The sequence below is a fragment of the Kiloniella sp. EL199 genome (assembly GCF_900313065.1).
In the GTDB taxonomy this organism is placed as follows: Bacteria; Pseudomonadota; Alphaproteobacteria; order Kiloniellales; family Kiloniellaceae; genus Kiloniella.
Genome location: NZ_OMPU01000006.1, coordinates 108968 through 135225 on the forward strand (window position 1 = coordinate 108968; position 26258 = coordinate 135225).

Sequence of the window (26258 nt, forward strand, 5' to 3'; positions counted from 1 at the left end):
AGTCCGGTTTAGGCGACCCAATTAGCTTTGCGTTTTTCGAAAAAGGCACAGAGGCCCTCGCGTCCTTCGGGTTTTAACCGTTGTTGAGCGATTAATTCAGCGGTTTTGTTCATCAAGTTATCATCAAGTTGTCGATGACTGACCGTTTTTATAAGCTCCTTTGCTACGCGCAGGGCATCAGGGGCGGCAAAATTCAAAGAAGCTAAGAGATCATCTATGATTTGATCTAGTTGTTCGTTGCGACAACTTTCGTGAACAAAGCCAATATCGGCAGCTTTTTCTGATCTGAATATTTCGGCAGTCAGGAAATATCGGCGAGCTTGCCTTTCCCCCATCGCAGTAACCACATAGGGGGCTATGGTCGCAGGAACCAATCCGAGCTTTACTTCAGACAAACAGAACTTGGCGTATTCACCAGCAATGGCGATATCAGCGACGGCTGTAAGACCAACGCCGCCGCCAAAGGCTGCTCCTTGTACGCGTGCGATAACGGGTTTGGGGCATTCAGCAATGGTATTTAGCATTCTGGCCAGTTTGAGCGCATCGACCCGGTTTTCTTCTTCGGTAAAGTTTGCGGAGCGTTTCATCCAGCCGAGATCAGCACCTGCACTAAAACTTTTACCTCTACCACCCAATACAATAGCTCTGATATCAGAATTTTTGCCCAGTTCGTTAAAAGCCTGGGTTAATTCTGCGATCATAACTTCATCAAGGGCATTGTGGACTTCCGGGCGGTTCATCCATACCCATGCATTCGATGATTTAATTTCTATTTCAAGCGTTTGATAGGTCATATCATTACATCCTGAAGACACCGAACTTGGTGTCTTCTATTGGCGCATTAAGGGAAGCAGACAGGCCCAAGGCCAGTACACGTCGCGTCCGTGCGGGATCAAAAACACCATCGTCCCACAGACGTGCTGACGCATAATAAGGTGAACTTTGTTCTTCGAACATGTCCAGCATTGGCTGTTTGAATTCCTTTTCTTCCTCCGCTGACCACGTACCACCTTTTGCTTCGATATTATCCCGACGAAGTGTGGACATGACTGAAGCAGCCTGTTCGCCGCCCATAACTGAAATGCGTGAATTGGGCCACATCCATAAGAAGCGAGGTTGATAAGCTCTGCCGCACATACCGTAGTTACCAGCCCCAAAGCTGCCCCCGATCAGAACGGTGAACTTAGGTACATTTGCTGTGGCAACAGCGGTGACCATCTTGGCACCATCTTTTGCAATCCCGCCTGTTTCGTATTTACGACCAATCATAAAACCGGAAATGTTCTGCAGGAAGACAAGAGGAATGTTTCGCTGTGCACAGAGTTCAATAAAGTGTGCTGCCTTTTGTGCGCTTTCTGAAAAGAGAATGCCATTGTTTGCAACAATACCGACAGGATATCCCCATATACGTGAAAAGCCACAGACGATACTGGTGCCGTAACGGGCTTTGAATTCGTCAAAACGCGATCCGTCAACAATGCGGGCAATGACCTCGCGCACATCATAGGGGGTTTTCAGATCACTTGGAACAACACCATAAATTTCCTTGGGGTCATACAGCGGATCTTCCGGCTTTGACAGATTAAGCTGATTTGGCTTTTGCCAATTCAGGTTGTCAACCACATGTCGGGCAATGGTCAGGGCATGGGCGTCGTTTTCAGCCATATGGTCTGCGACACCAGAGAGGCGGGTATGAACATCTGCGCCGCCAAGATCTTCGGCCGAGACAATTTCACCGGTTGCCGCCTTTACGAGGGGAGGGCCACCTAAAAAGATCGTGCCTTGTTCTTTGACAATGATTGTTTCGTCAGACATGGCCGGAACATAAGCGCCACCAGCAGTACAAGATCCCATGACAACGGCAATTTGGGGAATTCCCATGGAAGACATTTGGGCCTGATTATAGAATATTCGGCCAAAGTGATCCCTATCGGGAAAGACCTCATCCTGATTGGGAAGGTTTGCGCCTCCTGAGTCAACCAGATAAATACAGGGGAGCCTGTTTTCCTGAGCAATCTCCTGAGCGCGAAGATGCTTTTTAACCGTCATGGGGTAGTAAGTACCGCCCTTGACTGTTGCATCGTTCGCCAAGATCATGCATTCAACGCCAGATACCAAACCGATACCTGCGATAACACCTGCGGCGGCAATGTTGGCATCGTACATGTTATGGGCAGCGATCGGAGAGATCTCTAAGAAGGGTGATCCGGGATCTAATAGAGCCTCAACTCGCTCTCTCGGGAGCATTTTTCCACGCGCGAGATGTTTTTCACGTGCTTTTTCTGGGCCGCCTTTTGCTGTTTCTGCCAAAATGTTGTTCAGGCTATCTACTAAGCCCTGCATATGAGCTGCATTGGCTTTGAATTCATCTGATCGTGGTGATATTTTCGAACGGATGACAGACATTATGCTGTCTCCCCAAAAAGTTCGCGGCCAATCAGGTATCTTCGGATTTCGCTGGTACCTGCGCCAATTTCATAGAGCTTGGCATCGCGCCATAAACGACCCGTCGGGAATTCGTTAATATATCCGTTACCGCCCAGAACCTGAATAGACTCTCCGGCCATCCATGTGGCTTTTTCTGCGGAATAGAGGATTGCACCTGCGGCATCTTTTCGTGTTGTTTCGCCGCGGTCACAGGCTTGCCCGACAGCATAGACGTAGGAACGGCAGGCATTCCATGTTGCATAGATATCAGCCATTTTCCCTTGCATTAACTGGAATTCACCGATGGCTTTGCCAAACTGTTTGCGTTCGTGAATGTAGGGAACGATAACATCCAGACAGGACGACATAATACCTAAGGGGCCACCGGAAAGAACTGCACGCTCATAGTCCAGACCAGACATAAGAACACGTACGCCGCCGTTTAACTCACCAAGGATGTTTTCTTCGGGTACTTCACAATCCTGAAAAACGAGTTCGCCGGTGTTTGAGCCACGCATGCCAAGCTTGTCCAGTTTTTGCGCTACTGAAAAACCAGGGAAATTCTTTTCGATGATAAATGCTGTGATCCCTTTGGGGCCTGCTTCAGGATCTGTTTTGGCATAGACAACCAGAGTATCGGCGTCTGGTCCGTTGGTGATCCACATTTTGTTCCCGTTCAGAACATAGCGATCACCTTTCTTTTCGGCTTTCAAACGCATAGACACAACATCTGAACCTGCACCGGGTTCGGACATAGCCAAGGCGCCAACGTGTTCGCCGGTGATTAGTTTTGGTAAGTACCTGGACTTTTGTGCGTCTGTCCCGTTACGTTTAATCTGATTAACGCAGAGATTAGAATGGGCACCATAGGAAAGGGCAACAGAAGCAGAAGCACGACTGAGTTCCTCCATCGTGACAATATGGGCGAGGTATCCCATGCCACTGCCGCCATAACTTTCATCTGCTGTAATTCCCAATAGTCCCATGTCCCCCATTTTACGCCACAGATCCATTGGGAATTCGTTGGTTTCATCAATCTCGGCTGCGCGAGGGGCGATTTCTGCATTAGCAAAGGCTTTGACACTGTCTCGAAGCATGTCGATCTCTTCACCGAGGTTGAAGTTTAAGCTAGGGAAGTTATGGCCTGTACTCATGATATTTATCTCCAATGAGGAAACTTAGTTTTCTGTTTTTGCTTTTTGAATTTTTGCGATTGTCGCAGCAACGTCAGGTTTGTTTTCCATACGCATAAAGGTGCCTTGAGCTGCGGCGACATGAATTTCTGTATTATCGTTTTGCAGGGCATAGACATCCATGCGGGCAATCGTAACACGTCGACCTGCTCTCAGGACGGTACCTTTTCCAATTAGTTTTGTTCCAGCGCCGGGGGCCATCATGTTGATTTTGTATTCAACAGTAAGGATTGAATCATTCTCTTCAATCAACGTATATGTGGCGTATCCTCCGACGTAATCTGCAAGCGCACCGATAACGCCGCCTTGAAAGAAACCATGATGTTGGGATAGTTCTGGGCGAAATGGCAATTCCATTTCCACATACCCAGGTTCAATGACGGTTAACTCAGCACCCAGTGTTTTGCCGAAACCTGTATTGTTGTAACTATCACGAATGAGATCTGCATAGTTCGGGTTTCTTGGTTCAAAGTGTGTTTTAGCCATCTGTTGTTCCCAGTGTTTTATATTTTAGTTCGTTTTTTATTTTAATTCATTCAGACGTTGTTGAACGGAAACATTCACCTGATTAAGTTCTTCCAGCGTTTCCAGAATGTCTTTTTGTTTTTGTTCCAGCTCTGCCTGTCGTTCAGCAATGCGGCCTTGTAGTTTTTCAAGTTGCCCACGTTCCCCCGGGGCATGATCATACATTTCGATGATCTCTCTGACTTCTGCCAGGCTGAACCCCAGACGTTTTCCCCTTAAGATAAGCTTTAACCGGGTTCTGTCCCTTGGTGTGTACAGACGCTTCCGAGCTTGCCGTTCGGGGTTAAGAAGTTTCTCATCTTCATAAAATCTGAGCGTACGCGTTGTAATCCCAAATTCCGTGGTGAGTTCCGTGATGGTGTAGTAGCGCCTTTTTGTCATCAAATTAGTATTTACGCATTTTACGTAAACGTCAACATAATTTAAATTTATTAATTAAAACATAGTGATATTATTTAAAAATCTAAGAATCTAATGACTTTATTGTCGCTGGTTACAGTGAGGTGCTTTAAGTATGGTGTAAACCTGTGCTTGGCTTCTACAAAGTAGGGAAAAAGAAATGGGATCTTCATCTAAGACAGAGAATACACCCTTAGGAGGATCAGCCCCGAAGTTATCGGAGGTGGATGTTCTTCGGGTGAGCTTTGAGACAGAACGGTTAAGATTACGACGCTTTACCTCAGATGATTATCAAGCGCTTTATGAAATGCGCAGTCGGGAAGAGGTCATGCGATATCTTTACGGCGAACCTTATACAGATGAAGTGACACAAGTTGAATTAGAGCGTCGCGTAGGAATCAAAAGCTTCGACCAAGATGGTGACCAGATTGTTTTGGCTGTTGAAGAAAAACAAACAGGTGATTTTGTTGGAGATCTTGTTCTTTTCTTAGTGGATAAAGCTTCGTGTCAGGGAGAAATAGGTTTTGTTTTTAATCCTCATCACCATGGCAAGGGGTATGGTTATGAGGCTGCGCGAGTACTCGTAGAGTTTGGTTTTAAACACATTGGGTTACATCGCATCATTGGCCGTTGCGATCCCAGAAACAAAGCTTCGTCGGGATTATTGCGTAAGCTAGGTATGAAGCAGGAAGCGCATCTTATCGACAATGTTTGGGCAAAAGGAGAATGGACAAGCGAGTTGATTTTTGCCATGCGCAATTCGGAATGGCCTGAAACACGACCTTAAAAATGACTTTGAACGCGGTCTGAAATGATGAAGGTTTAAATGGTGAAAATTACTGGAACTTCCCAAAACTGACATGAATTTGTCATGCCTTTGAAATCAGAACACTGCATAGCAGAGGGAGAATAAATACCACCCATCGGGAGTTCACGTAATGAAAAATCTTGGTAAATCCGCAAGTCTGGCCGTTGTGGCTATGTGTCTTGCTACATCGGCGTATGCTGTTGAGCCTTTTAGTCGCCTGTCTTCTTTTCCTATTTATGAAAATCTGCCCAAAGGCAAAGAAAAAGCGACGGAAACTGTTGCCGAGATTGTTGCACCGGCAATGAAGGGGACGATGCTTGTTTACACAGACTCTGAACTGGAAGCCATTGGTAAAGTTGATATCTTTGATCCTGCAAGCCCTAAACCTGCGGGTATTGTGAAGGTTGGTGGTGAGCCGACATCTGTCACTGTGAAGGGTAATTATGCTTATGTCGGAGTTAATACCTCTAAAAGCTATGTAAAGCCTTCCGGCTATATGGCGATTGTTGATCTGAAAGCGGATAAAGTTATCGCAAAGTGTAATGTATCCGGACAGCCAGACAGTGTCGCCCTTAGTCCGAACGGTAAATACCTTGCGGTTGCTATTGAGAACGAACGTGATGAAGACTTGAACGATGGTGTTATTCCGCAAAACCCGGCTGGACATCTTGCGTCATTTCGTTTGAATGATAAGGGATTGCTTTCAAATTGTGATAATGCTGCTGTTACTAACTTAACAGGTCTGGCGGACATTGCACCAACTGATCCCGAGCCTGAGTTCGTTTCTATTAACGCGCTAGATCAAGCTGTTGTGACGCTTCAGGAAAACAATCATATTGTTATTGTCGATCTGGAAAACAATAAAGTCGTCAACCACTACTCTGCGGGAACATCGTCACTCACTGGCATTGATAACACCAAGGATAAAGCAATATCTCTAACGGAAAATCTGGCTGATCTTAAGCGTGAACCGGATGCTGTTTCCTGGATTGATGACAATCGTTTTGTAACTGCAAACGAAGGTGATTACGAAGGTGGATCACGTGGCTTTACCGTGTTTTCCAAATCAGGTTCTGTATTGTTCGACAGTGGATCACAAACAGAACGTCTTGCAGTTTCTATGGGGCACTATCCAGAAAAGCGGTCGCATAAAAAAGGGACCGAGCCGGAAGGTGTAACGGTTGGAACCTATGGTGAAGATCGCCTTGTTTTTGTCGGGCTGGAGCGTGCAAATCTGGTCGGAGTTTATCAGGATGTGAAAACAGACGAAGGCCTGAACAATCGCTTTGACTTTATTCAGGCATTGCCATCTGGGGGCGTTGGGCCTGAGGGAATTGTTACCATTCCATCCCGTGGGCTTGTCGTTATCGCAAACGAAAAAGATGATATCAAAGACGGATATCGTTCAAACCTGACGATCTATAAACAAGGTGATGAGGGCGTAAACCTGCCGCAAATCGTGTCTGTTGATGGGTCGAATGGTACACCAATTGGGTGGGGGGCACTATCAGGCCTGACCGCAAATGCGACGGATCCGTCAATCCTCTATGCTGTGAATGATAGCTTTTATTCTACAGCGGATATTTTCACAATTGATGTGGCATCCCGTCCGGCTCGTATCGTTTCTTCGCGCCGTATTACCAAATCTGGGAAGCCTGTCGAGAATCTTGATCTTGAGGGGATCGTTGCGGCACCGGATGGTAGTTTCTGGGTTGTTTCCGAGGGGAAGCCGGAAAAGCGTGAAAGCAAGTTGTTGCATGTCTTGCCAACGGGGCAGGTTGTGCGCGAAGTTGCCCTGCCCGTCGAGCTTGAAGGCCAGATGAAAAAGCACGGTCTTGAAGGTGTGACGCTTTACAACGATACGCTTTATGTCGCGGTGCAAAGAGCATGGAAAGATGATGCCAAAGGCTATACCAAGATCATTTCTCATGATTTGAAGGCCGGAACCTGGGGGGTGAATGCCTATCGATTGGATGAACCGGAAAGTTCTGCAGGTGGCTGGGTTGGTTTGAGTGAAATCACAAGCCTTGGCAATGGTGATCTGGCGATTGTAGAGCGTGATAACAAAGGTGGCCCCGACGCGGCGATCAAACGTATCTACCGCGTATCTGTAAAGCACACTGCCGCCGCCGAGTTAGGCGCACAGGAAATCCCGGTTTTACGTAAAACTCTGATCAGAGATGTTCTTGCTGATCTGAACCGCGCCAACGGATGGACACCTGACAAACTTGAAGGCTTGACTGTTGCGGCTGATGGAACCGTTTATGCGGTGACAGACAACGACGGTGTGGATGATTCAACGGGGGAAACTCTGTTCCTGAACCTTGGACCTATTGATAAGGTTCTTGCAAGCCAGTAGATCTGATAATCTGATCTCGTACAAAGCCCCGATCTTTGTGATTGGGGCTTTTCGTTTATGCGGAGCAGGGTTAGGGGCTAAGTTTCTGGCAGGAACACTTTTCGCTCACGGGTTACCTTTTCAACAATAAAATCGACGGCTGCTCGTATGCGGGCAAAGCCCTGAAGGTCGGCGTGATAGATAAGCCAGAAGGTGCGCATAAAGTTGACTTCTTCGCGCAATACCGGGACGAGGTTTTCCTGATTATCCGCCATAAAGCAGGGCAGGATACAAATACCAGCCCCTGTTGAGGTTGCATGCATCTGGGCGATCAGGTTCGTGCTGCGGAGTTGAGGGCGTAATTCTTTTCCAATTTGAGGGACATAGTTCAATTCCGGAGAGAAGATCAGGTCTTCGATATAGCCAACGAGACGATGTTCTTTCAGCTGGTCTTTGTGGGTTATTGGTCCTCGGCGTTCAAGGTATTCCGGTGATGCGTAAAGCCCCAGGCGATAATCGGTGAGTTTACGTGATCGCAAGCGCCCTTCTGTGGGGCGGCTAAGGCCGATGGCGATGTCTGCTTCACGTTTTGAAAGGCTGAACATGCGTGGCATTGCGACCAGATCAATTTCCAATCCCGGATGTGATCGACAAAGGTCGCAAATTCTTGGGGCAAGAAAATAGCTACCAAAGCCATCCGGTGCGCCAATTCTGACGGCTCCGGTCAAGTCCAAATCGGCCCCGGCAATCTCGTTTTGAACGCCCATTGCCATGGTTTCCATAGACTCTGCTGCGCCAAGCAAGCGCTGTCCGATTTCTGTCAAGGCATAGCCTTGGGGACCGCGTTCAAACAGGGTTGCGTTCAACGCGGTTTCGAGGGCCTGAATGCGACGACTGACTGTGGTGTGATCCACTTTCAGGCGCTTTGCAGCTATCGTCAGTTTTCCTGTTCGCGCGACGGCGAGGAATGGGCGGAGGTCATTCCAGTCAAAAGTAGGGTTCATAATGTATTTTCGCACACTGGTTTGTCGCTATTACCTATAGCTGTGCAAAAAAAACAATGCAAGTCTATGTGACAAGATCAAGAAGCTGGCATCTTTTATTCAGACGATTCCAATCGAATTCTGAATTTACAGATTTCTGAATTTACAGATTTCTGAATTTACAGATTTCTGAATTTACAGATTTCTGAATTTACAGATTTCTGAATTTACAGATTTCTGAATTTACAGATTTCTGAATTTACAGATTTCTGAATTTACAGATTTCTGAATTTACAGATTTCTGAATTTACAGATTTCTGAATTTACTGGCAGATGCTCTTTTAACCAATTTACCGCGTTTTGGTTCTGTGTTTTCACATATGATCAGGCGCGATCACTATTTGAAGGAGATGCGGTATGACCGCTGAACTCTATCACCTGATTGGCGGTGAAAAAGTAAAAGGTACTTCCGGACGTTTTAGCGATGTTTTCTGGCCAATGACCGGAGAGATCGCCGCGAAGGTGCCTCTGGCTTCTGAAGATGAATTGAGAGCTGCTGTAGAAAATGCCAAAGCGGCTCAACCAGCATGGGCGGCAACCAATCCGCAAAAGCGCGCGCGTGTCATGCTCAAGTTCCTGCATCTTTGTCAGGAAAATTATGATGAACTGGCAGAGCTGTTGGCACGTGAACACGGAAAAACCATTCCTGATGCCAAAGGGGACATTCAGCGCGGATTGGAAGTCGTTGAGTTTGCCTGTGGCATTCCACACCTGCAAAAAGGCGAGTTTACCGAAGGTGCCGGACCGGGTATCGATATGTTCTCCATGCGTCAGCCTTTGGGGGTTGTCGCAGGTATCACGCCGTTTAACTTCCCGGCGATGATCCCGATGTGGAAGTTTGCCCCTGCAATTGTTTCCGGGAATGCCTTTATCCTGAAACCATCCGAGAGAGATCCATCGGTACCACTGCGTTTGGCAGAACTGATGCTGGAAGCTGGTCTGCCAAAAGGTATCCTGAACGTTGTGAACGGAGACAAGGTTGCCGTTGATGCCATTCTGGATGACCCGGATATCAAAGCTGTCGGCTTTGTTGGTTCCACGCCTATTGCTGAATACGTCTATACACGTGCGACTGCTTCTGGTAAGCGCGCACATTGTTTCGGTGGCGCTAAAAACCACATGGTCATTATGCCTGATGCGGATCTGGATCAGGTTGCAGATGCTTTGATTGGTGCTGGTTATGGCTCTGCGGGTGAGCGCTGTATGGCAATTTCTGTGGCTGTTCCTGTGGGCGAAGAAACGGCAAGCCGTTTGATCGAAAAACTGACGCCTCGTGTTGAAGCTCTGAGAATTGGTCTGTCAACTGATCCTGATGCCGATTTTGGTCCTATGGTGACTGCTGAGGCTGTTGATCGTACCAAAGGTTATGTTGATCTTGGTATTGAAGAAGGTGCAACACTGGTCGTCGATGGTCGTGATTTTGTGATGCAGGGCTATGAAGATGGTTTCTATATGGGCGGATGTCTGTTTGATAACGTGACCCCTGATATGCGTATCTATAAAGAAGAGATTTTTGGCCCGGTTCTATCGGTTGTACGTGCCAAGGACTATGAAGAAGCGCTGCGTCTTCCAAGCGAGCATGAATATGGTAATGGCGTTGCGATCTATACTCGTGACGGTGATACAGCACGTGACTTCATGACCAAGGTGAATGTTGGCATGGTTGGTGTGAATGTACCTATTCCTGTGCCGCTTGCCTACTACACATTTGGTGGTTGGAAGCGTTCTGGTTTTGGTGATCTGAACCAGCATGGCCCGGATGCAATTCGTTTTTACACCAAGACCAAAACTGTGACCCAGCGTTGGCCTTCCGGTGTAAAAGAAGGTGCCGAGTTCTCAATTCCAACAATGGATTGATATTGAATACGGGATGTTTCCTGATTGCTGTTACAGTTAATCACTGTAGGGGGATTATGGGGCATCCCGCTCTCTTTTTCTGACTAAAAGATAAGCTGATGAGCCAATTTGAACTGAATGAAGAACAGTGTGCTATTCAAGAAATGGCGCAGGATTTTGCCCGTGACAAGATCGCTCCCTTTGCCTTGGAATGGGACGAAAAAGAACATTTTCCTGTTGATGTCATGCGTGAAGCTGCAGCCCTTGGCATGGGCGGGATTTATGTTCGTGATGATGTCGGTGGTTCTGGCTTGGGGCGTTTGGATGCAGCGTTGATCTTCGAAGCGCTATCTTCGGGCTGTCCAGCTGTATCTGCCTTTATTTCCATCCATAATATGGCATCGTGGATGATTGACCAATTTGGCACCGAAGAACAGCGTCAAAAATGGTTGCCGCAAATGATGACCATGGATCTGATTGCGAGCTACTGCCTGACCGAACCCTCTGCAGGATCTGACGCCGCAGCTTTGAAAACCAAAGCGGTCCGGGATGGAGATGATTTTGTTCTTAATGGTGCGAAACAGTTTATTTCGGGCGCGGGAACATCTGATCTTTATCTGGTGATGGCCCGAACAGGTGGTGATGGGGCGGGTGGTGTTTCCTGCTTCCTGGTACCGAAAGATGTCGAGGGCGTTTCTTTTGGCGCGAACGAAAAGAAAATGGGATGGAAAGCGCAGCCGACACGAACCGTTGTTATGGAAGATGTGCGCATTCCTGCCGCCAATATGATCGGTGAAGAAGGACAGGGCTTCAAGATTGCCATGATGGGGCTTGATGGTGGTCGTTTGAATATCGGCGCCTGTTCCCTTGGTGGTGCGCAATCTGCGCTGGATAAAGCTATTGGTTATATGGGCGAACGCAAAGCCTTTGGGAAGTCACTTGCCCAGTTTCAGGGACTGCAGTTCAAAGTTGCTGATATGGAAACAGAACTGACCGCGGCCCGTACGCTTTTGTATACAGCAGCAACCAAGCTGGATGCAAAAACACACGATGCCACGCGTTGGTGTGCAATGGCAAAACGTTTTGCAACAGATACAGGTTTTACCGTGGCAAACGAGGCCCTCCAAATCCATGGTGGTTATGGATATCTGGCGGATTATGGCATCGAAAAGATTGTCCGGGACCTCAGAGTTCATCAAATTCTGGAAGGAACCAACGAGATCATGCGACTGATTATATCCCGTGATCTGTTGAAAGGAGACAGAGCATGACAGAGGAACTGATCGTTCGACAGGAAGGCAGTGCAGGGCGTATTACGCTTAACCGCCCAAAAGCCTTGAATGCTCTGTCACTCGATATGGTTCATGGAATGCTGGCGGCTTTGGAAAGCTGGCAAACTGATGAAACGGTTCGGGTTGTTATTGTTGATGGCGCTGGTGAACGCGGTTTGTGTGCCGGGGGCGATATTCGCGCCCTTTATAAATCCGGACAGGAACAGGATGGTGTTGCCCAAAAATTCTGGGCCGATGAATATAAACTCAATGCGCTTATCGCCAATTATCCCAAACCCTATGTTGCTGTTATGGATGGCATTGTTATGGGCGGCGGTGTCGGTATTTCTGCGCACGGCAGTAATCGGCTGGTGACGGAGCGGTCCATGATTGCCATGCCGGAAACGGCAATTGGCCTTTTCCCGGATGTTGGTGGTACATGGCTTTTGGCAAATGCACCGGGTGAAGTGGGCACGTTTTTGGGAATTACAGGACACCGTATCGGGGCACAGGATGCTATTTATGCCGGGTTGGCTGATGTTGAAATTCAAAGCGATAAGTTACCCGATTTGATCGAAGTGTTGTCTCAGGCTGATTATGGTTCTGATACGCGGGCTGATGTTGATAGTTTGCTTAGAAATTTCACTGTAAGCTCTGGACAATCTCAACTTGCTGAAATTCGGGGCCAGATTGATCCGATTTTCTCTTTTGAAACTGTCGAGAAAATTGTTGCTGCCGCTGAAAAGGCCGATAGTGATTTGGGACAAAAAATCGTTAAAGATCTTGCCAGTCGTGCACCGCATTCAATGAAGGTAACGCTGGCTGCTATTCGTAAAGCCAGTACGCTGGGCGGGATCGAAGAAGATCTGGATATGGAATACCGACTTGCGTGTCGCATGTTTGAACAGAAGGACTTTTTCGAAGGTGTCCGGGCTGTTGTGATTGATAAAACAGGCAATCCGCAATGGTCTCCGGCAACCTTGGAAGAGGTGCCAGAGACAATGGTGAGCGATTGTTTTGCAAGTTTAGGAACGAATGAACTTGGGCTGGCATCTGGAATAATTCGGTAAATCGGAAGAGGAAAAGAATATGAAAACTGTAGCATTTATCGGATTGGGAAACATGGGGGGCCCGATGGCGGCCAACCTGGTCAAAGCCAACTATGTGGTTAAAGGCTTTGACCTGTCGGAGCAGGCAAAGGAGCAGGCCAGAAAAGACGGCGTTGATGTTGTTGATAATGTTGATGAAGCCGTTGCGGCTTCTGACGCCATTATCACGATGCTTCCCGCAGGAAAGCATCTTCTCAGCGTTTATGAAGTAACCCTGAAAGCTGCCAGATCCGGATCTCTTTTTATCGACTGTTCGACCGTTGATGTGGATAGCTCTCGCACGGCGCATGACGCGGCTGCAAAAGCGGGTATGCTATCTCTTGATGCACCGGTTTCCGGCGGTGTTGGTGGGGCAACCGCGGGTACTTTAACTTTTATGGCTGGGGGCACAAAAGAAGCCTTTGATAAAGCGCACGAGCTTCTGGATGTCATGGGCGGCAAGATTGTTCATTGTGGTGGTGCAGGCAATGGACAGGCGGCAAAAATTTGTAACAACATGATCCTTGGTATTTCGATGATTGCCTCGTCAGAAGCTTTTAATCTGGCAGAAAAACTGGGGCTTGATCATCAGGCGCTGTTTGATGTTGCGTCAACATCTTCGGGCCAGTGTTGGTCAATCAATACTTATTGCCCTGTTCCCGGACCTGTGCCGACCAGCCCAGCTAATAATGACTATGCGCCGGGTTTTGCTGCTGCTTTGATGCTCAAAGATCTCAAGCTCTCTCAGGATGCTGCCAAATCAGCGGGTGTTTTAACTCCTTTGGGATCCCATGCTGAAGAACTCTATCAGAGTTTTAATGATGCTGGCGGAAGCGGGATTGATTTTTCTGGTATTATCAATCATTTAAAGGGCGATAAGTAATAAATCGTCTCGTTAACTCTTTTGTCGACGGCGATGCAAATTAGGGGTAGCCATGTTAAATCACGGGTCTGATTATCGCGCGGTTAAAGAGGCCTTTGAGTGGGATATACCGGATCGTTATAATATCGGTGTTGATGTTTGTGACAAATGGGCCAAGCGTTCTCCGGATCGCCTGGCACTCAGTTTTGTTGATATAGATGGAAATGTAGCTGACTATAGTTTTGGTGATCTGAGAGACTATTCAAACCGTATGGCGAACCTTTTGTCATCATCCGGGATCAACCAAGGTGACAGAGTTGCTATTTTACTGCCCCAATCTCTGGAAACAGCGTTTTCGCATATTGCTGCCTATAAAATGGGCTGTATTGCCGTGCCTCTGTTTATGCTCTTTGGTGTTGAGGCGTTGGAATATCGGCTGTCAAACTCAGGCGCACGTGCCGTTATCACCAACCAGGCAGGTGTCGAGAAAATAAATGCAATCAGAGATCGCCTTCCTGATCTGAAACACGTTTATTCCATTGATGGGGCTTCCGCAGGGACAGAAGATCTTCACCGGGATTTGTTGCGTCATTCCACTGATTTTACACCTGTTCAGACGAAGCCGGATGATCCGGCTTTGATTATCTATACCTCTGGAACAACGGGGCAGCCTAAAGGCGCGCTCCATGCGCATCGTGTTCTGCTCGGACACTTGCCGGGTGTTGAAATGTCGCATGATTTCTTTCCGCAACCCGGCGATAAAATCTGGACACCCGCAGACTGGGCTTGGATTGGGGGGCTTCTGGATGTTTTGCTGCCCGCGCTACATCATGGTGTAACGGTTGTTGCCCGACGTTTTCAAAAGTTTACGGCGGAAGCTGCGTTTGATCTGCTTGCGGAACAGCGGATCAGGAATGCCTTTATTCCACCGACGGCCCTGAAAATGATGCGGTCCGTTTCTGATCCTGAAATTCGCTGGGATCTCAATATGCGCTCTATTGCTTCTGGGGGAGAGTCTCTGGGCTCTGAGCTCCTCGAATGGGGGCAAAAAGCATTCGGTCTGACAATCAATGAATTCTACGGACAGACCGAATGTAATATGATTGTCTCTTCCTGTGCCAAAATCATGGAAGCACGCCCAGGTGTTATGGGGCGTGCTGTTCCCGGGCACAATTTGGCGATTGTAGATGGCGAGGGGAATGTTCTCCCTCAGGGGACGCTGGGTAATATTGCTGTTAAATCGCCTGACCCCGTAATGTTTCTCAAGTACTGGAATAACCAGGATGCAACAAAAGCCAAGTTTGCGGGGCAGTGGCTTCTGACTGGTGACACAGGCATTCTTGATACGGAAGGCTGGATACAGTTTGTTGGTCGGGACGATGATGTCATTACCTCATCCGGCTATCGTATTGGCCCCGGTGAAATAGAAGACTGCCTGATGGGGCACCCGGCTGTGCGCATGGCAGGCGTAGTCGGTAAACCAGACCCTCAGCGAACCGAAATCGTAAAAGCCTTTATTGTGCTGAATGATAATTTTGTGGGCGATGATGAACTGGTATCAGAAATCCAGCTCTTTGTTAAAAAGCAACTTGCCGCCCATGAATACCCGCGCGAAGTCGCTTTTGTTGATGCTCTGCCCATGACCACAACAGGCAAGATTATTCGGCGTGAATTAAGAGAATTGGGGTGAGGCTCAATCATATTATTTACAGCAAGAATGTTACTTTCTGTAAACGAAATGTTATTTTATCTCGATTTTCAGGAAATGATTTAAGGGTTTTTGGTAATGGGCATTCCCCGTATAGTGGTCGATTTTAATGAACTGATTGAGAGTGACCTTGTACTCTTGTCACAAACAGATGTTCGAGAAGATGCTTCTAAGAACTTGATTACCTTATATGAAGGTATGGAAGTGATTGTCTTTGTTGAAGATTGTATCTCTCGTGGTGACCTTTTGATCAAATGTAATTTAATCGCTAATGGTGTTGTTGAAAAAAATAGCGGGGAATTATATCCCTATGTAAAGTGGTGTTGCCGTATTAATGAAAAAGGCATTTATTATGAAAATGAAGAATGGCATCGAAAGCACGGCGAAGTAATTCAGTGCTAATATTTTGCATCGGGCAAATTCATATCAAATATAACCCGTGTTAAACGCATTGCCTTGAAAAGAAAATCAAGGCAATGCTGTACATTAATCTACAACCAAGTCTGATTTTTCAGATTTCGGGTAATCAGTTTTTGATAGAGGCAGTCTCTGGCCTTAATATTTTTAGGATTGGCCCAGTCTCGTTCTATGAGATTCCAATCAGGATCTTTAGGATCCAGTCCCAGAGTCTTGATAAAATCTTGTTCTGTTACCAAAAACTGGGTGCCATAGGTTAGCAGATACCCGTTGGTTTGGTCTCGGTGTTCTTTGGCTTCAAGGTAGAATACAGTCCAGAAATTTGTATAGGGCATACATCGGGATGAACACAGAATCTTGCCATAATCGAGTTCTGATCTTTCACTCGTCGGGACGGGGGGTGTTTCCATCTGGATAATTTGAGATAGATGTGACCACCCCTTAAACCCAAGCGCTTTTGCTATTTGAGACAAACAATGTTTGCGCTTAACGGTCTCGATAATTGCGAGGTCAGACAGGTTTTTGAAATCCGGATTTTTTTTAATGAAAGCAAGGCTCGCTTGTTTCCCCGTCGTGAGATTGCGGTGAAGAATGCGCGCGTTATGTTTTAGCTCATGGATAATATCAGCCATAGAGTTTCTCCTTGTACCGGATCTATCCGCTCCTCGCGATCCAGAGAATTCTTTGGGTGATTACGCATCGTTTACTTCGATAATAACAGGGTGTTGTGACTTTTGGCGGTGAGGCACCCCTGTGTACCTTGCGCCGGACACTAGAATAAAAATTATGGGATGGCAATAGCGTGTTTAAGCCCTTCTCGGTTCAGGAAGCTTTGGTTTCAACTAAATCAAGAGGAAGGCCCGTGGTATACTTAACCTGTGAGACGGCAAATCTGGAATGTACTTCGGCGATGTTAGGCAGTTGTAACAGGTGATCTCGCAAGAATCGCTCGTACGCACGCATATCGGTTGTAACAACCCTTAGAATATAATCCATACCACCGCTAACTGTATAGCACTCGGTAATCTCGTCAAATCGACTTACCCGGCGTTCAAAATCTTCCAGGCCGTGTTGCGCCTGTGCAGAGATCTTTACGGTAGTAAAGACGACGATCTCCAAGCCAAGACTATCGGAATCAATAATGGCAACACGGCGTTTTATAATCCCTTTTTCTTCCAGACGCTTTATCCGTCGCCAACAAGGCGCAGGAGAAAGACCGACTTTATCCGCAAGTTCTGCATTACTGATATCAGAATCCTTTTGCAGGATTTTGAGGATTTTTTTATCCGTATTATCGATTTTTGGCAGCATAAATATTTCTCATATTTTTAAAATTTCGAAATCAGATTGCTATTGTAGTGAGTTAATGGCGATAAAAGAAAGAACATTTCTTTCCACTTGAAGCAAAATAATAGAAAGCCAAAAAGACAATAATAATTGGCAAAAATAAACAGAGCTTGAGAAACATGCTTTAAGAAGATGCTTAAGCATTTTTTTCTGGGAGAGAACTGCACATTGGTTTGTGTTTTTGATCATCGTTGACCCGATTAATTGAATTTCAGGTGGTGATTGACACTGATTAATGACTTGGTCATGAGCCTTACAATTGCTTGGTTTTTTATCGGGTATATGTGAACGATTACCTCAAATGCATTTATCGCCCCACGTTACTTGGGTTTATAGATTTAAGGCGTCACCAGACAAACTGGTTAAGACGAACTGGGGAATAGATTATGTCTGATACATCGAACATGGATGTCTTTAATCACGAGGCCTTTTCCGATCATGAACAGATCGTGTTCTGTCAGGATGAAACCACCGGTCTCAAGGCGATTATTGCAATCCATTCAACAGCACTTGGGCCTGCTGCTGGTGGATGCCGGATGTGGCATTATCGCGATAATGGTTCGGCTTTAAACGATGCTCTCAGGCTTTCAAAAGGAATGAGCTACAAAAACGCCATGGCCGGGTTAAATCTGGGTGGCGGTAAAGCCGTTATTATCGGGGATGCCAATACCGATAAATCCGAAGAGCTTTTCCGTTCCTTTGGGCGCTTTGTTAATGGTCTTGGTGGTCAATACATTACAGCCGAAGACGTTGGAATATCTGTTTCAGATATGGAAGTTGTCTCCCAGGAAACCCCTCATGTTGCGGGGTTAAATTCTGGACTTGCCGCGAGTGGTGATCCTTCTCCCTTCACCGCTCGCGGTACTTTTAACGGCATAAGAGCTGCGGTTAAGCATCAACTGGATAAAGACGACGTTGCTGGTTTAACTGTCGCAGTGCAGGGACTTGGTCATGTTGGGTGGCATTTGTGTAAAGAACTGCACGCCGCCGGAGCCAAGTTAATTGTTGCAGATATCAACGAAGATGCTGTTCAACATGCGGTTAAAGAATTCGGTGCTACAGCAGTATCCTGTGATGAAATACTCTTTGCCGATGTCGATGTCGTTGCCCCCTGTGCATTGGGGGCAGTTTTGAACAAAACATCTATCCCCAAGTTGAAGGCGAAGATCATTGCCGGGGCTGCGAACAATCAACTTGCCAAAGATACTGATGGTATGTTGCTACGAGACCATAATATTCTTTATGCGCCGGATTACGTGATTAATGCTGGCGGGATCATCAACGTGGCTGCAGAAATTGATGGAAAGTATGATCGTAAATGGGTTGATGAAAAAGTCGCTGCTATTTACGACGTGCTATTGGATATTTTTAAGCGCGCTGATCAGGAACAGGGCGCAACAAGCATGATATCTGATCTTATTGCACAAGAAAAAATTGCAAAGGCATCTAAGGCTGGAAGGCTTGAGTTGAAAAAAGATATCGTAGCCTAGATATAAAGCTTGAACATTCCAACTATCAAGCCCTGGAGCTCTTTGATATGATCCAGGGCTTATGCAGTTTAAACCTTCTCTGCGCCGTAATAGAGACTTACAGTATGTTTGGCTTCTGCAAAAAAGAGCCATCTTTCGGTGACAATCCCCAGTGCGCCAGACAATATCGATACTATGATTGCAAGGTTACTTAGAGCGTCACTTGATATCATTCCAGAAAGTGAAATCAGAAATATGGGAAGAATAAAGCCAAAGATGAAGGTGATATTTCTCAACTTTTGTCTATGTTTTCTGGCAATTTTAAATCCCATTTCTTTCATCAGGTAATTTGCCTCGGTATGGGCGGCTTCCAACAGGCGAACTTTACCCATTGGTCCAAGCCCTGTTGCACTTTCAACAGTACTTTGACCTGCATTTTCATTGATGTACTGCCAGTAATAAAACTTGTGTACAACAGCAAGGATAATCAGAGCGATGGTGATCATATCAAACAGCTGATCGTTTTTGCCTTGTAAATGCAAAATGGCGTTTAAGAGCAAAGCGCCTGTAGAAAGAGATAGCACCAGATAGCCCGTGGGTACAAACTTGTTATGCCATGCAGCAACAGGTTTCAGACAGGCATAAATCATTGATGTACAGTAGACTGTTGCGGCGCATAAGAATAACGCAGCGATGCCGATAAGTGGCAGAAGGGCAAATTGGCTACCAGAGAAAAATGCCCACCAGAGACCGTAAATTCCTGTGGGCAGGAAGGTAACAATTGCCAGAATACCTTCGCGACTTAGCCATGATGATCGCCATTGTGTCAGGGCGCGCCAGGCTCGTTCTGGCCTACCGAGGTGAAATGTTGAAGACAGAAGCCCCAATACAATAAGAGCGAAGGCCGTGCCAAACCCGCTGAGAGCCAAGGTTTGATCGGTTGGAATAATGCCAAGCATGTGCCCGGTGATAAGAAGGAAAAGAAGTCCGTAACCTGCGCCTGAAGCGGTAGTGAAAAGAATGACTGATTTTGCCGGATGCATTTGAAAACTCCTTTCTTTCTAGAGCGATAAGACTTTGTCAGCCCATCGTGCTAACAGGCCAGCTTTTTCAGTTTCAACAGGGGCGAGGCTAACGGGTTTATCCGAAACAGTATTCTCATTTTGTTTAGGGCGTGGTGGTAAATATTTATTGGTTGGTTTGTAATCAAGCTCTGCCATCAAATCAAAACCTTCGCGTTCTGACACAAGCTTACTGACATCAGAGTTTGGATCACCCAGATCGCCAAAAGATCTTGCGCCTGCTGGGCAAGTTGCGACACAGGCAGGCACTCTGGATGCTTCGGGCAGATTTTCATTGTAAATTCGGTCAACACAGAGCGTACACTTTTTCATGATGCCTGCGTCTTCATCGTATTCTCTGGCGCCATAGGCACAGGCCCATGAACAAAGTTTACAACCAATGCACTTATCTGCGTCCACAAGAACGATGCCGTCTTCTTCGCGTTTATAGGATGCGCCTGTTGGACAAACCGTAACGCAAGGGGCATCATCACAATGAAGACAACTTTTAGGGAAATGGACGGTTCGGCTGTCGTTGTCGTCATCAACGACTTCGAAGCTATGGATACGATTAAACCAGACACCATTGGGATCGGCACCATAAGGATCCATATCCGTCAGGGGGGCAGAGTGACCGCCAGTATTCCATTCTTTACAATTCACTGCACAGGCGTGACAGCCGACACAGATATCAAGGTCAATAACCAGACCCAGCTTTTTTTGTGCACCATTTTGTGGAAGACAGGTCATGATTTCTCTCCTGCCAAGGTATCATCCGGTACAAATGTTTTTTTCTCTTTAGCTGTCGGATCTTGTGATTTTGAGGTGTCATCCCCAAAGTCTGCGCCATAACGAAGAACAGCCATTTGTTCCGGTGCATTGGGCAAAGGAGCAAAAGCCTCAAACATCGGTTCTGTTGCACCTTCTTCCATGGCATCGCACTTCTCTATCCGTACCCTGAGATCATACCACGCTGCCTGACCCGTGACGGGATCCGAATTTGAATAACGATAGCCATCTTTTCTGGGGGGAAGCAGTTCCGATATGATGTGGTTTAGCAAGAAGCCACGGTTAGATTCCGGTGCTTTATCATCCAGTCCCCAAGCACCTTTACGCTTACCTATCGCATTCCATGTCCAGATAGTGTGGGGATTAACCCCGCTCATCAACTTGACTTGGGTTTTCACCCGCCCATGAGGCGATATAACCCAAATCCAGTCCTCATTGACGATACCATGTTGCCGGGCAGTTTCTTCGTTGATGAACAGACGGTTTTGGGCCGTGATCTGTCTTAACCAGGCGTTTTGTGATCCCCAACTGTGATACATGTGCATTGGCCGCTGGGTTACAGCGTGCAAAGGATACTTTTTGCCATCCACTGCTTTTTCTTCCAGAGGCATGTACCAGATTGGAAGAGGATCAAAAGTTTCATTAATCCGACTGCGCAGATCATCAGGCGGTTGAATATCACCATGTCCCTGAGCCGCGAGGCGGAATTTTTGCATGTGTTCTGAATAGATGTGCATCACAATGCGTTCCGCATTGGGGATCCATCCCATTTCATGAGATCGATCAAGATAAGAGCGATTGGCAAATTTATAATAGGACTGTTCCGGAGTGAATTCATCTGACCAGAAACATCCGTTATCAATGTATTTTTGCAACTGATCCGGATTGGGATCTCCTTTGCCGTGGCTGTTGCCATCTTTACCACGCCAACCTGCCAGCGGGCCAACACCCCGTGTTCGTTCGTGGTTTGTGATGTAGTCAGAATAGCCCCCGGGGTACATGGCACTGCCATCTTCTTTGATCATACCGGGCAAGCCGAGCCGTGCGCCGAGATCCAGCAGAACATCCTGAAACGGACGCACGTCTCTATCTGGCTTTATAACCGGTTGCCTGATGGAATCAGCAGGGCCATGTGCGCTGCATATTGGGCGATCAAGCAGAGAAATCGCATCCCAGCGTTCAAGGTAGGTCGTATCTGGCAGAACAAGATCGGCATAGGGAACCATCTCGGAATGGTAGGCATCCGAATAGATGATCTTGGGAATTTTGTAACTACCGTCTTCGTTTTTGTCTGTAAGATATTTAATCGTTCCAGGTACATTCATAGAGCTGTTCCAGCTCATATTCGCCATGTACATGAAAAGCAAATCCACAGGATAGGGATCACCTTTCCAGGCATTGTGAATGACCATGTGCATCAGGCCGTGAGAGGCCAGTGGATATTCCCAGCTGTAAGCTTTATCTATACGTTTTGGGGTGCCATCAGGTTCAACCAGTAGATCTTCCGGCCCAGTTGGGAAGCCAAGCGGCATGCCGGGTAACGGTGTATTGGCGATGGACTCATGCCCAGCAGGCTTTGGCCCCGGAGGGCAGGGGCGTGGAAAAGGAGGTTTGTGTCTGAAACCGCCGGGGACGTCTATAGAGCCCAAGAGCATTTGCAGAACATGAATTGCCCGACAGGTATGGAAACCGTTTGAATGGGCTGAGATTCCGCGCATTGCGTGCATGGAAACGGGGCGCCCGATCATTTTATCCTGTTTACGTCCTGCCCAATCTGTCCAGGATACATTGAGTTCGATTGTTTCTTCGAAAGCAACATGAGCGATCTCTGCGGCAATACGGCGAATATTTGCAGCACTATATCCAATCTGATCAGCAACGACTTCTGGTGCATATTGAGGATCCAGATAACGATCAGCCATCAGGTGAAATGCCGGAACAGCCTTACGGCCATCCGGAAGAATATATTCTCCAGCCAATGCAGGTTTGGCTTCTACATTTGTTGACGAGACGAGCTTTTTTGTCTCTGCATCATAACAAAGCGGATTTCCCTCTGCATCACGGGCAAACAGACCGTCATCTGCAGCACCGGTGTCTTGTATGACAAGCCAAGGGGCATTGGTGTAACGGGTTAAGTAAGTCCAGTCGATCTTCTCAGCCTTGAGGAGTTCGTGAATGAGTGCAAAGACAAAGAGACCATCTGTACCGGGGCGAATGCCAATCCATTCATCGGCAATACCCGAATAGCCTGTGCGAACCGGATTTACTGAAACGAACTTGGTGCCTTTTCTGGTTTTTAATTTACCCAGTCCAATTTTGATCGGGTTGGAATCATGGTCTTCGGCGACACCGAACATCAGCAGGTATTTTGTATGGTCCCAATCAGGCTCACCGAACTCCCAAAAAGATCCCCCGGCGCTGTATAAGCCAGCAGCAGCCATGTTAACGGAGCAAAAACCACCATGGGCGGCAAAATTTCTAGTTCCAAATTTTCCGGCCCACCAACCAGTCAGGCTTTGTGATTGGTCACGACCAGTAAAGAAGGCAAGCTTTGATGGATCTTTTGCTCTGATCTCGCCAAGCCATACCCCGGCAAGTTCCAGAGCTTCATCCCATTCAATTTCCTTGAACTCGCCAGAACCACGCTCACCGATTCTAAGAAGTGGCTTTTGCAAACGGGCAGGGGAATTATGCTGCATAATTCCGGCTGAACCTTTGGCGCAAAGAACGCCTTTGTTCACCGGATGATCAGGATTGCCTTCAATATAGCGGATCTGATCGCCACGCAGGTGTACCTTGATGCCGCAGCGGCAGGCACACATGTAACATGTTGTGGTCTTAACTTCGTCCGATACGTGTGGGGAAGTGTCAACTTCCTCTTGCTTGGACGTGGGAAAGAAGCCCATAAATCATCTCCAATTTGACGCTATCCTGTTGTGATTTTTTTATTTATTTGGTTTTTAGGTTAACTATAGATTGTTATATTTTATTAAATCTACATATTTTTTACGTAGTATGGGCAACAATGGCAGCTAACGCCATGGATGCAAGTCTGGCCGCGGGTGGATCTGCCCGGCTGGTCAATACAATCGGGACACTTGCTCCCAATACAATTCCAGCTGCGCAAGCACTGTCGCAATAGACAAGTTGCTTGAACATCGCGTTGCCGGTTTCAATATTGGGAACCACTAGAATATCAGCCTTTCCGGCTACAGGATTGTCGATGCCTTTTATGCGAGCGGCTTCAGGAGATATCGCATTGTCCAAAGCCATGGGACCAAAGACAAAAGCATCCAGTATTTCTTCTTTTGCCCAATCAGTAAGGGTCGCAGCATCTGTGCTGGATGGCATTTGCGGATTTACTTCTTCAGTCGCGGAAAGTATCGCGACTTTTGGCTTTTCATTGCCAAGTGCGTGCATCATTTCCACTGAATTTTGAATGATCGCCTGTTTGGTTTTCAGGTCCGGGGCAATGTTAACCGCAGCATCTGTGATAATCATTGTACGATCAGATCCCGGAACCGACATGTAAAAGGCATGCGATAAACGTCGACCAGTTCTAAGACCTGTGTCGCGATTGACGATGGCTTTCATGAAAGTATCGGTGTGAATTTGCCCTTTCATGATTGCATTAACTTTCCCTGTCCGGGCGAGGTGGACTGATTTCTGTGCAGCAGTTTCTTCATCATCAGCGTGGTGAATTTCAACCTCTGACAAATCCCATCCAAGATCTTTGGATAACTGAGAAATTATTGTTTTGTCGCCGACAAGCACAGGCTCTACTAACCCGGCTTCTTGTGCCAGATAAGCGCTTTCCATCGCGATGTCACTGGTCGCATTGACAATCGCAGTCCTGGCGGGTGCATATTGAGCAGCGTTATGAAGCAATGCATTGGGGCATTCTATTGGCTGCTGACTCAACATGAAACATTCCTCGTTTGTTAAATAATTTCAGCCAATTAAGAGATTTATACTCTGACGAAATTCCGCGCAGGTATGATCATTAATCGAATGAAAAGGTTCCGAGGTAATTCTTTATAGTCTTAGGGAGAGGGGATAGCTCCATTTGGACCCATTCGATGAGTCCAGCAGGAGTCCAAAGATTTGTCGCTTGTAATATGGTGGTTAACTTTACTTTCCGAGAGTGTTTTTCTCTTTGAGCATTCGATCAATTGTTTTGCCCAATCGCTTGATGCCAAGTTCGATTTTAGCGTTTTCAATAGATGTAAATCCGATACGAATATGTGTATCTGGTGCCGGTGATTCCAGAAAGAAAGGCATACCAGATTCAATTAACACGCCATCTTTATAAGCCTCTTTGACGAGCTGATTAGCACTTATGCCTTCGGGTATTTTGATCCAATAAGATGTTCCCCCGGAAGAGTGAGAGTAACTGCATTCGGGAATAAAGGTTTTCAAGGCTTTGTGAACTGAATTCCATCTGTTATGCCATTTGCGACGCAGGCTGTAGATGAGGCTGTCGTAATATCCAAGGGATAGAAAAAGCGCGACGGTTCGCTGATTGTTACTTGGGGTATAACGGACAACCAGTCTTCGATAAAACTTTAATTCTTCTATCAGTTCCGGGGCCGCGACGATATATCCTATGCGTAACCCCGGGAAAAGGGTTTTAGAGAGACTACTGGTATAAATAACCCGGTCGCTTGTATCCAGAGCCTTCAGGGCAGGGCTTGCTGATTTGAAGTAATTAATCTCGTTCTCATAATCATCCTCGATAATGAGAAAGTCCTGTTCATTGGCTTTCTCTAACAGACGGTTTCGTCTTGAAAGCGGCATTGTGATTGTCGTCGGGCATTGATGGCTTGGTGTTACAAAAACATAGTCACAATCACGCAGGTTATTATCAACAACCATCCCCTTTTCATCTAGGGGGATCGGGGCAATATTCTTGGTGAATAGCTGCATGATGTTTTTGGCATCGGGATAACCGGGGTTTTCTATGCCAACGCGTGTATGCTGTCGAACAAGTAGTCCGGCAAGAAGGTAAAGCGCGTTCTGTCCCCCAAGTGTGACCAGGATCTGATCACTTGATACATGGATACCACGGGCAGGAAGCAATCTGGTTCTTATCTGTTCGATAAGCTGAGGATCATCATAAATTTTATCATCATGGATCCAGTCGGCCATGTCCCTTGTGCTTAGGGCTAACCTGCTGCATTCCCGCCATGCCGTAAGAGGAAATAGTCGTTTATCCGGTTGCCCATAAACAAAGGGAAAAGGTATATCACGCCAATTCTTGGGGAGATTGAGGTAATGACGCTCTGACGGGCGCATAAAAAAGCGATTGGTCCAATCCGGCTTTTCAAGTTCGCTATTATCAATGGCTTGGGTTTCTTTTTGAGAGAGCTTGGATTGTTCCAACCCCTCGACAAACTCTTCATTAACAAAAATGCCACTGCGTTCCCGAGTGACGAGATAGCCGTCATCTGTCAGGCCTTGATACACCAAAATCGCTGTGTTGCGGGAAATCCCCAGATCATTGGCCAATTTTCTGCTGGAAGGTAACTTGAACCCGGCAGGTAATGTGCTGTTTAAAATAGCGTTCAAGATAGCGCGGCGAAGCTGACTTTGAAGAGATTCTCTACTCTTTTTTTCTAGATGGAAAAGGATATCACTCGCCAACTCTCGTTCTCCCTGAAGTCATGCTTTTGATTAA

22 protein-coding genes are annotated in these 26258 nt (G+C 46.8%); 9 read left to right on the forward strand and 13 right to left on the reverse strand.

The genetic code is table 11. The annotated features are described in order from the left end of the window. Positions 1–8: 8 nt before the first annotated feature. From D9A03_RS03885 to D9A03_RS03905, 5 genes are read right to left on the reverse strand one after another with little or no spacing between them, the layout of a single operon-like run. Positions 9–794 (reverse strand): enoyl-CoA hydratase/isomerase family protein, encoded by a 786-nt coding sequence (locus tag D9A03_RS03885; RefSeq protein ID WP_120495918.1) that lies wholly within the window; start codon positions 792–794, stop codon positions 9–11. Positions 795–798: 4 nt separating this feature from the next. Beyond that, positions 799–2406, reverse strand: coding sequence for a carboxyl transferase domain-containing protein (locus tag D9A03_RS03890; protein WP_120495919.1), 1608 nt, complete (start codon positions 2404–2406; stop codon positions 799–801). Continuing rightward, the gene (locus D9A03_RS03895) at positions 2406–3581 is read right to left on the reverse strand and encodes an isovaleryl-CoA dehydrogenase (protein ID WP_120495920.1); all 1176 of its coding nucleotides are present in this window, start codon (positions 3579–3581) and stop codon (positions 2406–2408) included. Before D9A03_RS03895 ends, D9A03_RS03890 begins: the two co-directional genes overlap by 1 nt. A gap of 24 nt (positions 3582–3605) precedes the next feature. Further along, a complete protein-coding gene (locus D9A03_RS03900; protein WP_120495921.1) occupies positions 3606–4106 on the reverse strand; it encodes a PaaI family thioesterase in 501 nt (166 codons plus the stop codon). 36 nt (positions 4107–4142) lie between these two features. Further along, complete coding sequence (locus D9A03_RS03905) at positions 4143–4526, reverse strand: MerR family DNA-binding transcriptional regulator (RefSeq protein ID WP_120495922.1); 384 nt, start codon at positions 4524–4526, stop codon at positions 4143–4145. 178 nt (positions 4527–4704) lie between these two features. Here D9A03_RS03905 and D9A03_RS03910 point away from each other — a divergent pair, with 178 nt between their 5' ends. Both D9A03_RS03910 and D9A03_RS03915 read left to right on the forward strand, forming a co-directional pair. Then, positions 4705–5331: a GNAT family N-acetyltransferase gene (locus tag D9A03_RS03910; protein ID WP_120495923.1), complete on the forward strand. Its 627-nt coding sequence runs from the start codon at positions 4705–4707 to the stop codon at positions 5329–5331. A gap of 151 nt (positions 5332–5482) precedes the next feature. Next, positions 5483–7711, forward strand: a complete 2229-nt coding sequence (locus tag D9A03_RS03915; RefSeq protein ID WP_120495924.1) for an esterase-like activity of phytase family protein — start codon at positions 5483–5485, stop codon at positions 7709–7711. Positions 7712–7788: 77 nt separating this feature from the next. Here D9A03_RS03915 and D9A03_RS03920 read toward each other — a convergent pair whose 3' ends face one another. Then, positions 7789–8694: a LysR family transcriptional regulator gene (locus D9A03_RS03920; protein WP_085900417.1), complete on the reverse strand. Its 906-nt coding sequence runs from the start codon at positions 8692–8694 to the stop codon at positions 7789–7791. A gap of 396 nt (positions 8695–9090) precedes the next feature. Between D9A03_RS03920 and D9A03_RS03925 the strand changes: the two genes are divergently transcribed. The 6 genes from D9A03_RS03925 to D9A03_RS03950 all read left to right on the forward strand — a co-directional run bounded on the left by D9A03_RS03925 (position 9091) and on the right by D9A03_RS03950 (position 15900). Beyond that, a complete protein-coding gene (locus D9A03_RS03925) occupies positions 9091–10590 on the forward strand; it encodes a CoA-acylating methylmalonate-semialdehyde dehydrogenase (RefSeq protein ID WP_120495925.1) in 1500 nt (499 codons plus the stop codon). Positions 10591–10688: 98 nt separating this feature from the next. Further along, positions 10689–11840: an isobutyryl-CoA dehydrogenase gene (locus D9A03_RS03930; protein WP_120495926.1), complete on the forward strand. Its 1152-nt coding sequence runs from the start codon at positions 10689–10691 to the stop codon at positions 11838–11840. Continuing rightward, entirely contained in the window at positions 11837–12910 is a 1074-nt protein-coding gene (locus D9A03_RS03935) for an enoyl-CoA hydratase/isomerase family protein (RefSeq protein WP_120495927.1), read from the forward strand. Before D9A03_RS03930 ends, D9A03_RS03935 begins: the two co-directional genes overlap by 4 nt. Positions 12911–12929: 19 nt before the next feature. Beyond that, positions 12930–13811, forward strand: coding sequence for a 3-hydroxyisobutyrate dehydrogenase (gene mmsB / locus D9A03_RS03940; RefSeq protein ID WP_120495928.1), 882 nt, complete (start codon positions 12930–12932; stop codon positions 13809–13811). Positions 13812–13863: 52 nt separating this feature from the next. Beyond that, positions 13864–15480, forward strand: a complete 1617-nt coding sequence (locus D9A03_RS03945) for an acyl-CoA synthetase (protein ID WP_120495929.1) — start codon at positions 13864–13866, stop codon at positions 15478–15480. A 96-nt stretch (positions 15481–15576) separates the two neighbouring features. After that, positions 15577–15900, forward strand: coding sequence for a hypothetical protein (locus D9A03_RS03950; RefSeq protein ID WP_120495930.1), 324 nt, complete (start codon positions 15577–15579; stop codon positions 15898–15900). 89 nt (positions 15901–15989) lie between these two features. On the opposite strand, the gene D9A03_RS03955 is transcribed toward D9A03_RS03950, so the two are convergent. Further along, complete coding sequence (locus D9A03_RS03955; protein ID WP_120495931.1) at positions 15990–16547, reverse strand: hypothetical protein; 558 nt, start codon at positions 16545–16547, stop codon at positions 15990–15992. A gap of 190 nt (positions 16548–16737) precedes the next feature. Next, a complete protein-coding gene (locus D9A03_RS03960) occupies positions 16738–17226 on the reverse strand; it encodes an Lrp/AsnC family transcriptional regulator (protein WP_120495932.1) in 489 nt (162 codons plus the stop codon). A gap of 422 nt (positions 17227–17648) precedes the next feature. Here D9A03_RS03960 and D9A03_RS03965 point away from each other — a divergent pair, with 422 nt between their 5' ends. Beyond that, entirely contained in the window at positions 17649–18752 is a 1104-nt protein-coding gene (locus tag D9A03_RS03965; RefSeq protein ID WP_371682938.1) for a Glu/Leu/Phe/Val dehydrogenase, read from the forward strand. 68 nt (positions 18753–18820) lie between these two features. Here D9A03_RS03965 and D9A03_RS03970 read toward each other — a convergent pair whose 3' ends face one another. The 5 genes from D9A03_RS03970 to D9A03_RS03990 form a co-directional block, all read right to left on the reverse strand. Next, on the reverse strand, positions 18821–19774 hold the full coding sequence (locus D9A03_RS03970) for a DmsC/YnfH family molybdoenzyme membrane anchor subunit (RefSeq protein WP_120495933.1): 954 nt from the start codon (positions 19772–19774) through the stop codon (positions 18821–18823). 18 nt (positions 19775–19792) lie between these two features. Beyond that, positions 19793–20542, reverse strand: a complete 750-nt coding sequence (locus D9A03_RS03975; RefSeq protein WP_120495934.1) for a 4Fe-4S dicluster domain-containing protein — start codon at positions 20540–20542, stop codon at positions 19793–19795. Further along, positions 20539–23487: a molybdopterin oxidoreductase family protein gene (locus D9A03_RS03980; RefSeq protein ID WP_120495935.1), complete on the reverse strand. Its 2949-nt coding sequence runs from the start codon at positions 23485–23487 to the stop codon at positions 20539–20541. The genes D9A03_RS03975 and D9A03_RS03980 overlap by 4 nt, the downstream gene beginning before the upstream one ends. A gap of 100 nt (positions 23488–23587) precedes the next feature. Next, the gene (locus tag D9A03_RS03985) at positions 23588–24505 is read right to left on the reverse strand and encodes a bifunctional enoyl-CoA hydratase/phosphate acetyltransferase (RefSeq protein WP_120495936.1); all 918 of its coding nucleotides are present in this window, start codon (positions 24503–24505) and stop codon (positions 23588–23590) included. A 207-nt stretch (positions 24506–24712) separates the two neighbouring features. Then, entirely contained in the window at positions 24713–26224 is a 1512-nt protein-coding gene (locus D9A03_RS03990; RefSeq protein ID WP_120495937.1) for a PLP-dependent aminotransferase family protein, read from the reverse strand. Positions 26225–26258 lie beyond the last annotated feature (34 nt).

Excerpts from the sequence above, each read along its gene's own strand:
- D9A03_RS03980 (WP_120495935.1), bottom strand. The coding sequence starts at position 23,487 with ATGGGCTTCTTTCCCACGTCCAAGCAAGAGGAAGTTGACACTTCCCCA.
- D9A03_RS03945 (WP_120495929.1), top strand. The coding sequence starts at position 13,864 with ATGTTAAATCACGGGTCTGATTATCGCGCGGTTAAAGAGGCCTTTGAG.
- D9A03_RS03915 (WP_120495924.1), top strand. The coding sequence starts at position 5,483 with ATGAAAAATCTTGGTAAATCCGCAAGTCTGGCCGTTGTGGCTATGTGT.
- D9A03_RS03960 (WP_120495932.1), bottom strand. The coding sequence starts at position 17,226 with ATGCTGCCAAAAATCGATAATACGGATAAAAAAATCCTCAAAATCCTG.
- D9A03_RS03970 (WP_120495933.1), bottom strand. The coding sequence starts at position 19,774 with ATGCATCCGGCAAAATCAGTCATTCTTTTCACTACCGCTTCAGGCGCA.
- D9A03_RS03890 (WP_120495919.1), bottom strand. The coding sequence starts at position 2,406 with ATGTCTGTCATCCGTTCGAAAATATCACCACGATCAGATGAATTCAAA.
- D9A03_RS03930 (WP_120495926.1), top strand. The coding sequence starts at position 10,689 with ATGAGCCAATTTGAACTGAATGAAGAACAGTGTGCTATTCAAGAAATG.
- D9A03_RS03985 (WP_120495936.1), bottom strand. The coding sequence starts at position 24,505 with ATGTTGAGTCAGCAGCCAATAGAATGCCCCAATGCATTGCTTCATAAC.
- D9A03_RS03905 (WP_120495922.1), bottom strand. The coding sequence starts at position 4,526 with ATGACAAAAAGGCGCTACTACACCATCACGGAACTCACCACGGAATTT.
- mmsB (WP_120495928.1), top strand. The coding sequence starts at position 12,930 with ATGAAAACTGTAGCATTTATCGGATTGGGAAACATGGGGGGCCCGATG.
- D9A03_RS03950 (WP_120495930.1), top strand. The coding sequence starts at position 15,577 with ATGGGCATTCCCCGTATAGTGGTCGATTTTAATGAACTGATTGAGAGT.
- D9A03_RS03975 (WP_120495934.1), bottom strand. The coding sequence starts at position 20,542 with ATGACCTGTCTTCCACAAAATGGTGCACAAAAAAAGCTGGGTCTGGTT.
- D9A03_RS03965 (WP_371682938.1), top strand. The coding sequence starts at position 17,649 with ATGTCTGATACATCGAACATGGATGTCTTTAATCACGAGGCCTTTTCC.
- D9A03_RS03955 (WP_120495931.1), bottom strand. The coding sequence starts at position 16,547 with ATGGCTGATATTATCCATGAGCTAAAACATAACGCGCGCATTCTTCAC.
- D9A03_RS03885 (WP_120495918.1), bottom strand. The coding sequence starts at position 794 with ATGACCTATCAAACGCTTGAAATAGAAATTAAATCATCGAATGCATGG.
- D9A03_RS03925 (WP_120495925.1), top strand. The coding sequence starts at position 9,091 with ATGACCGCTGAACTCTATCACCTGATTGGCGGTGAAAAAGTAAAAGGT.
- D9A03_RS03895 (WP_120495920.1), bottom strand. The coding sequence starts at position 3,581 with ATGAGTACAGGCCATAACTTCCCTAGCTTAAACTTCAACCTCGGTGAA.
- D9A03_RS03920 (WP_085900417.1), bottom strand. The coding sequence starts at position 8,694 with ATGAACCCTACTTTTGACTGGAATGACCTCCGCCCATTCCTCGCCGTC.
- D9A03_RS03910 (WP_120495923.1), top strand. The coding sequence starts at position 4,705 with ATGGGATCTTCATCTAAGACAGAGAATACACCCTTAGGAGGATCAGCC.
- D9A03_RS03935 (WP_120495927.1), top strand. The coding sequence starts at position 11,837 with ATGACAGAGGAACTGATCGTTCGACAGGAAGGCAGTGCAGGGCGTATT.
- D9A03_RS03900 (WP_120495921.1), bottom strand. The coding sequence starts at position 4,106 with ATGGCTAAAACACACTTTGAACCAAGAAACCCGAACTATGCAGATCTC.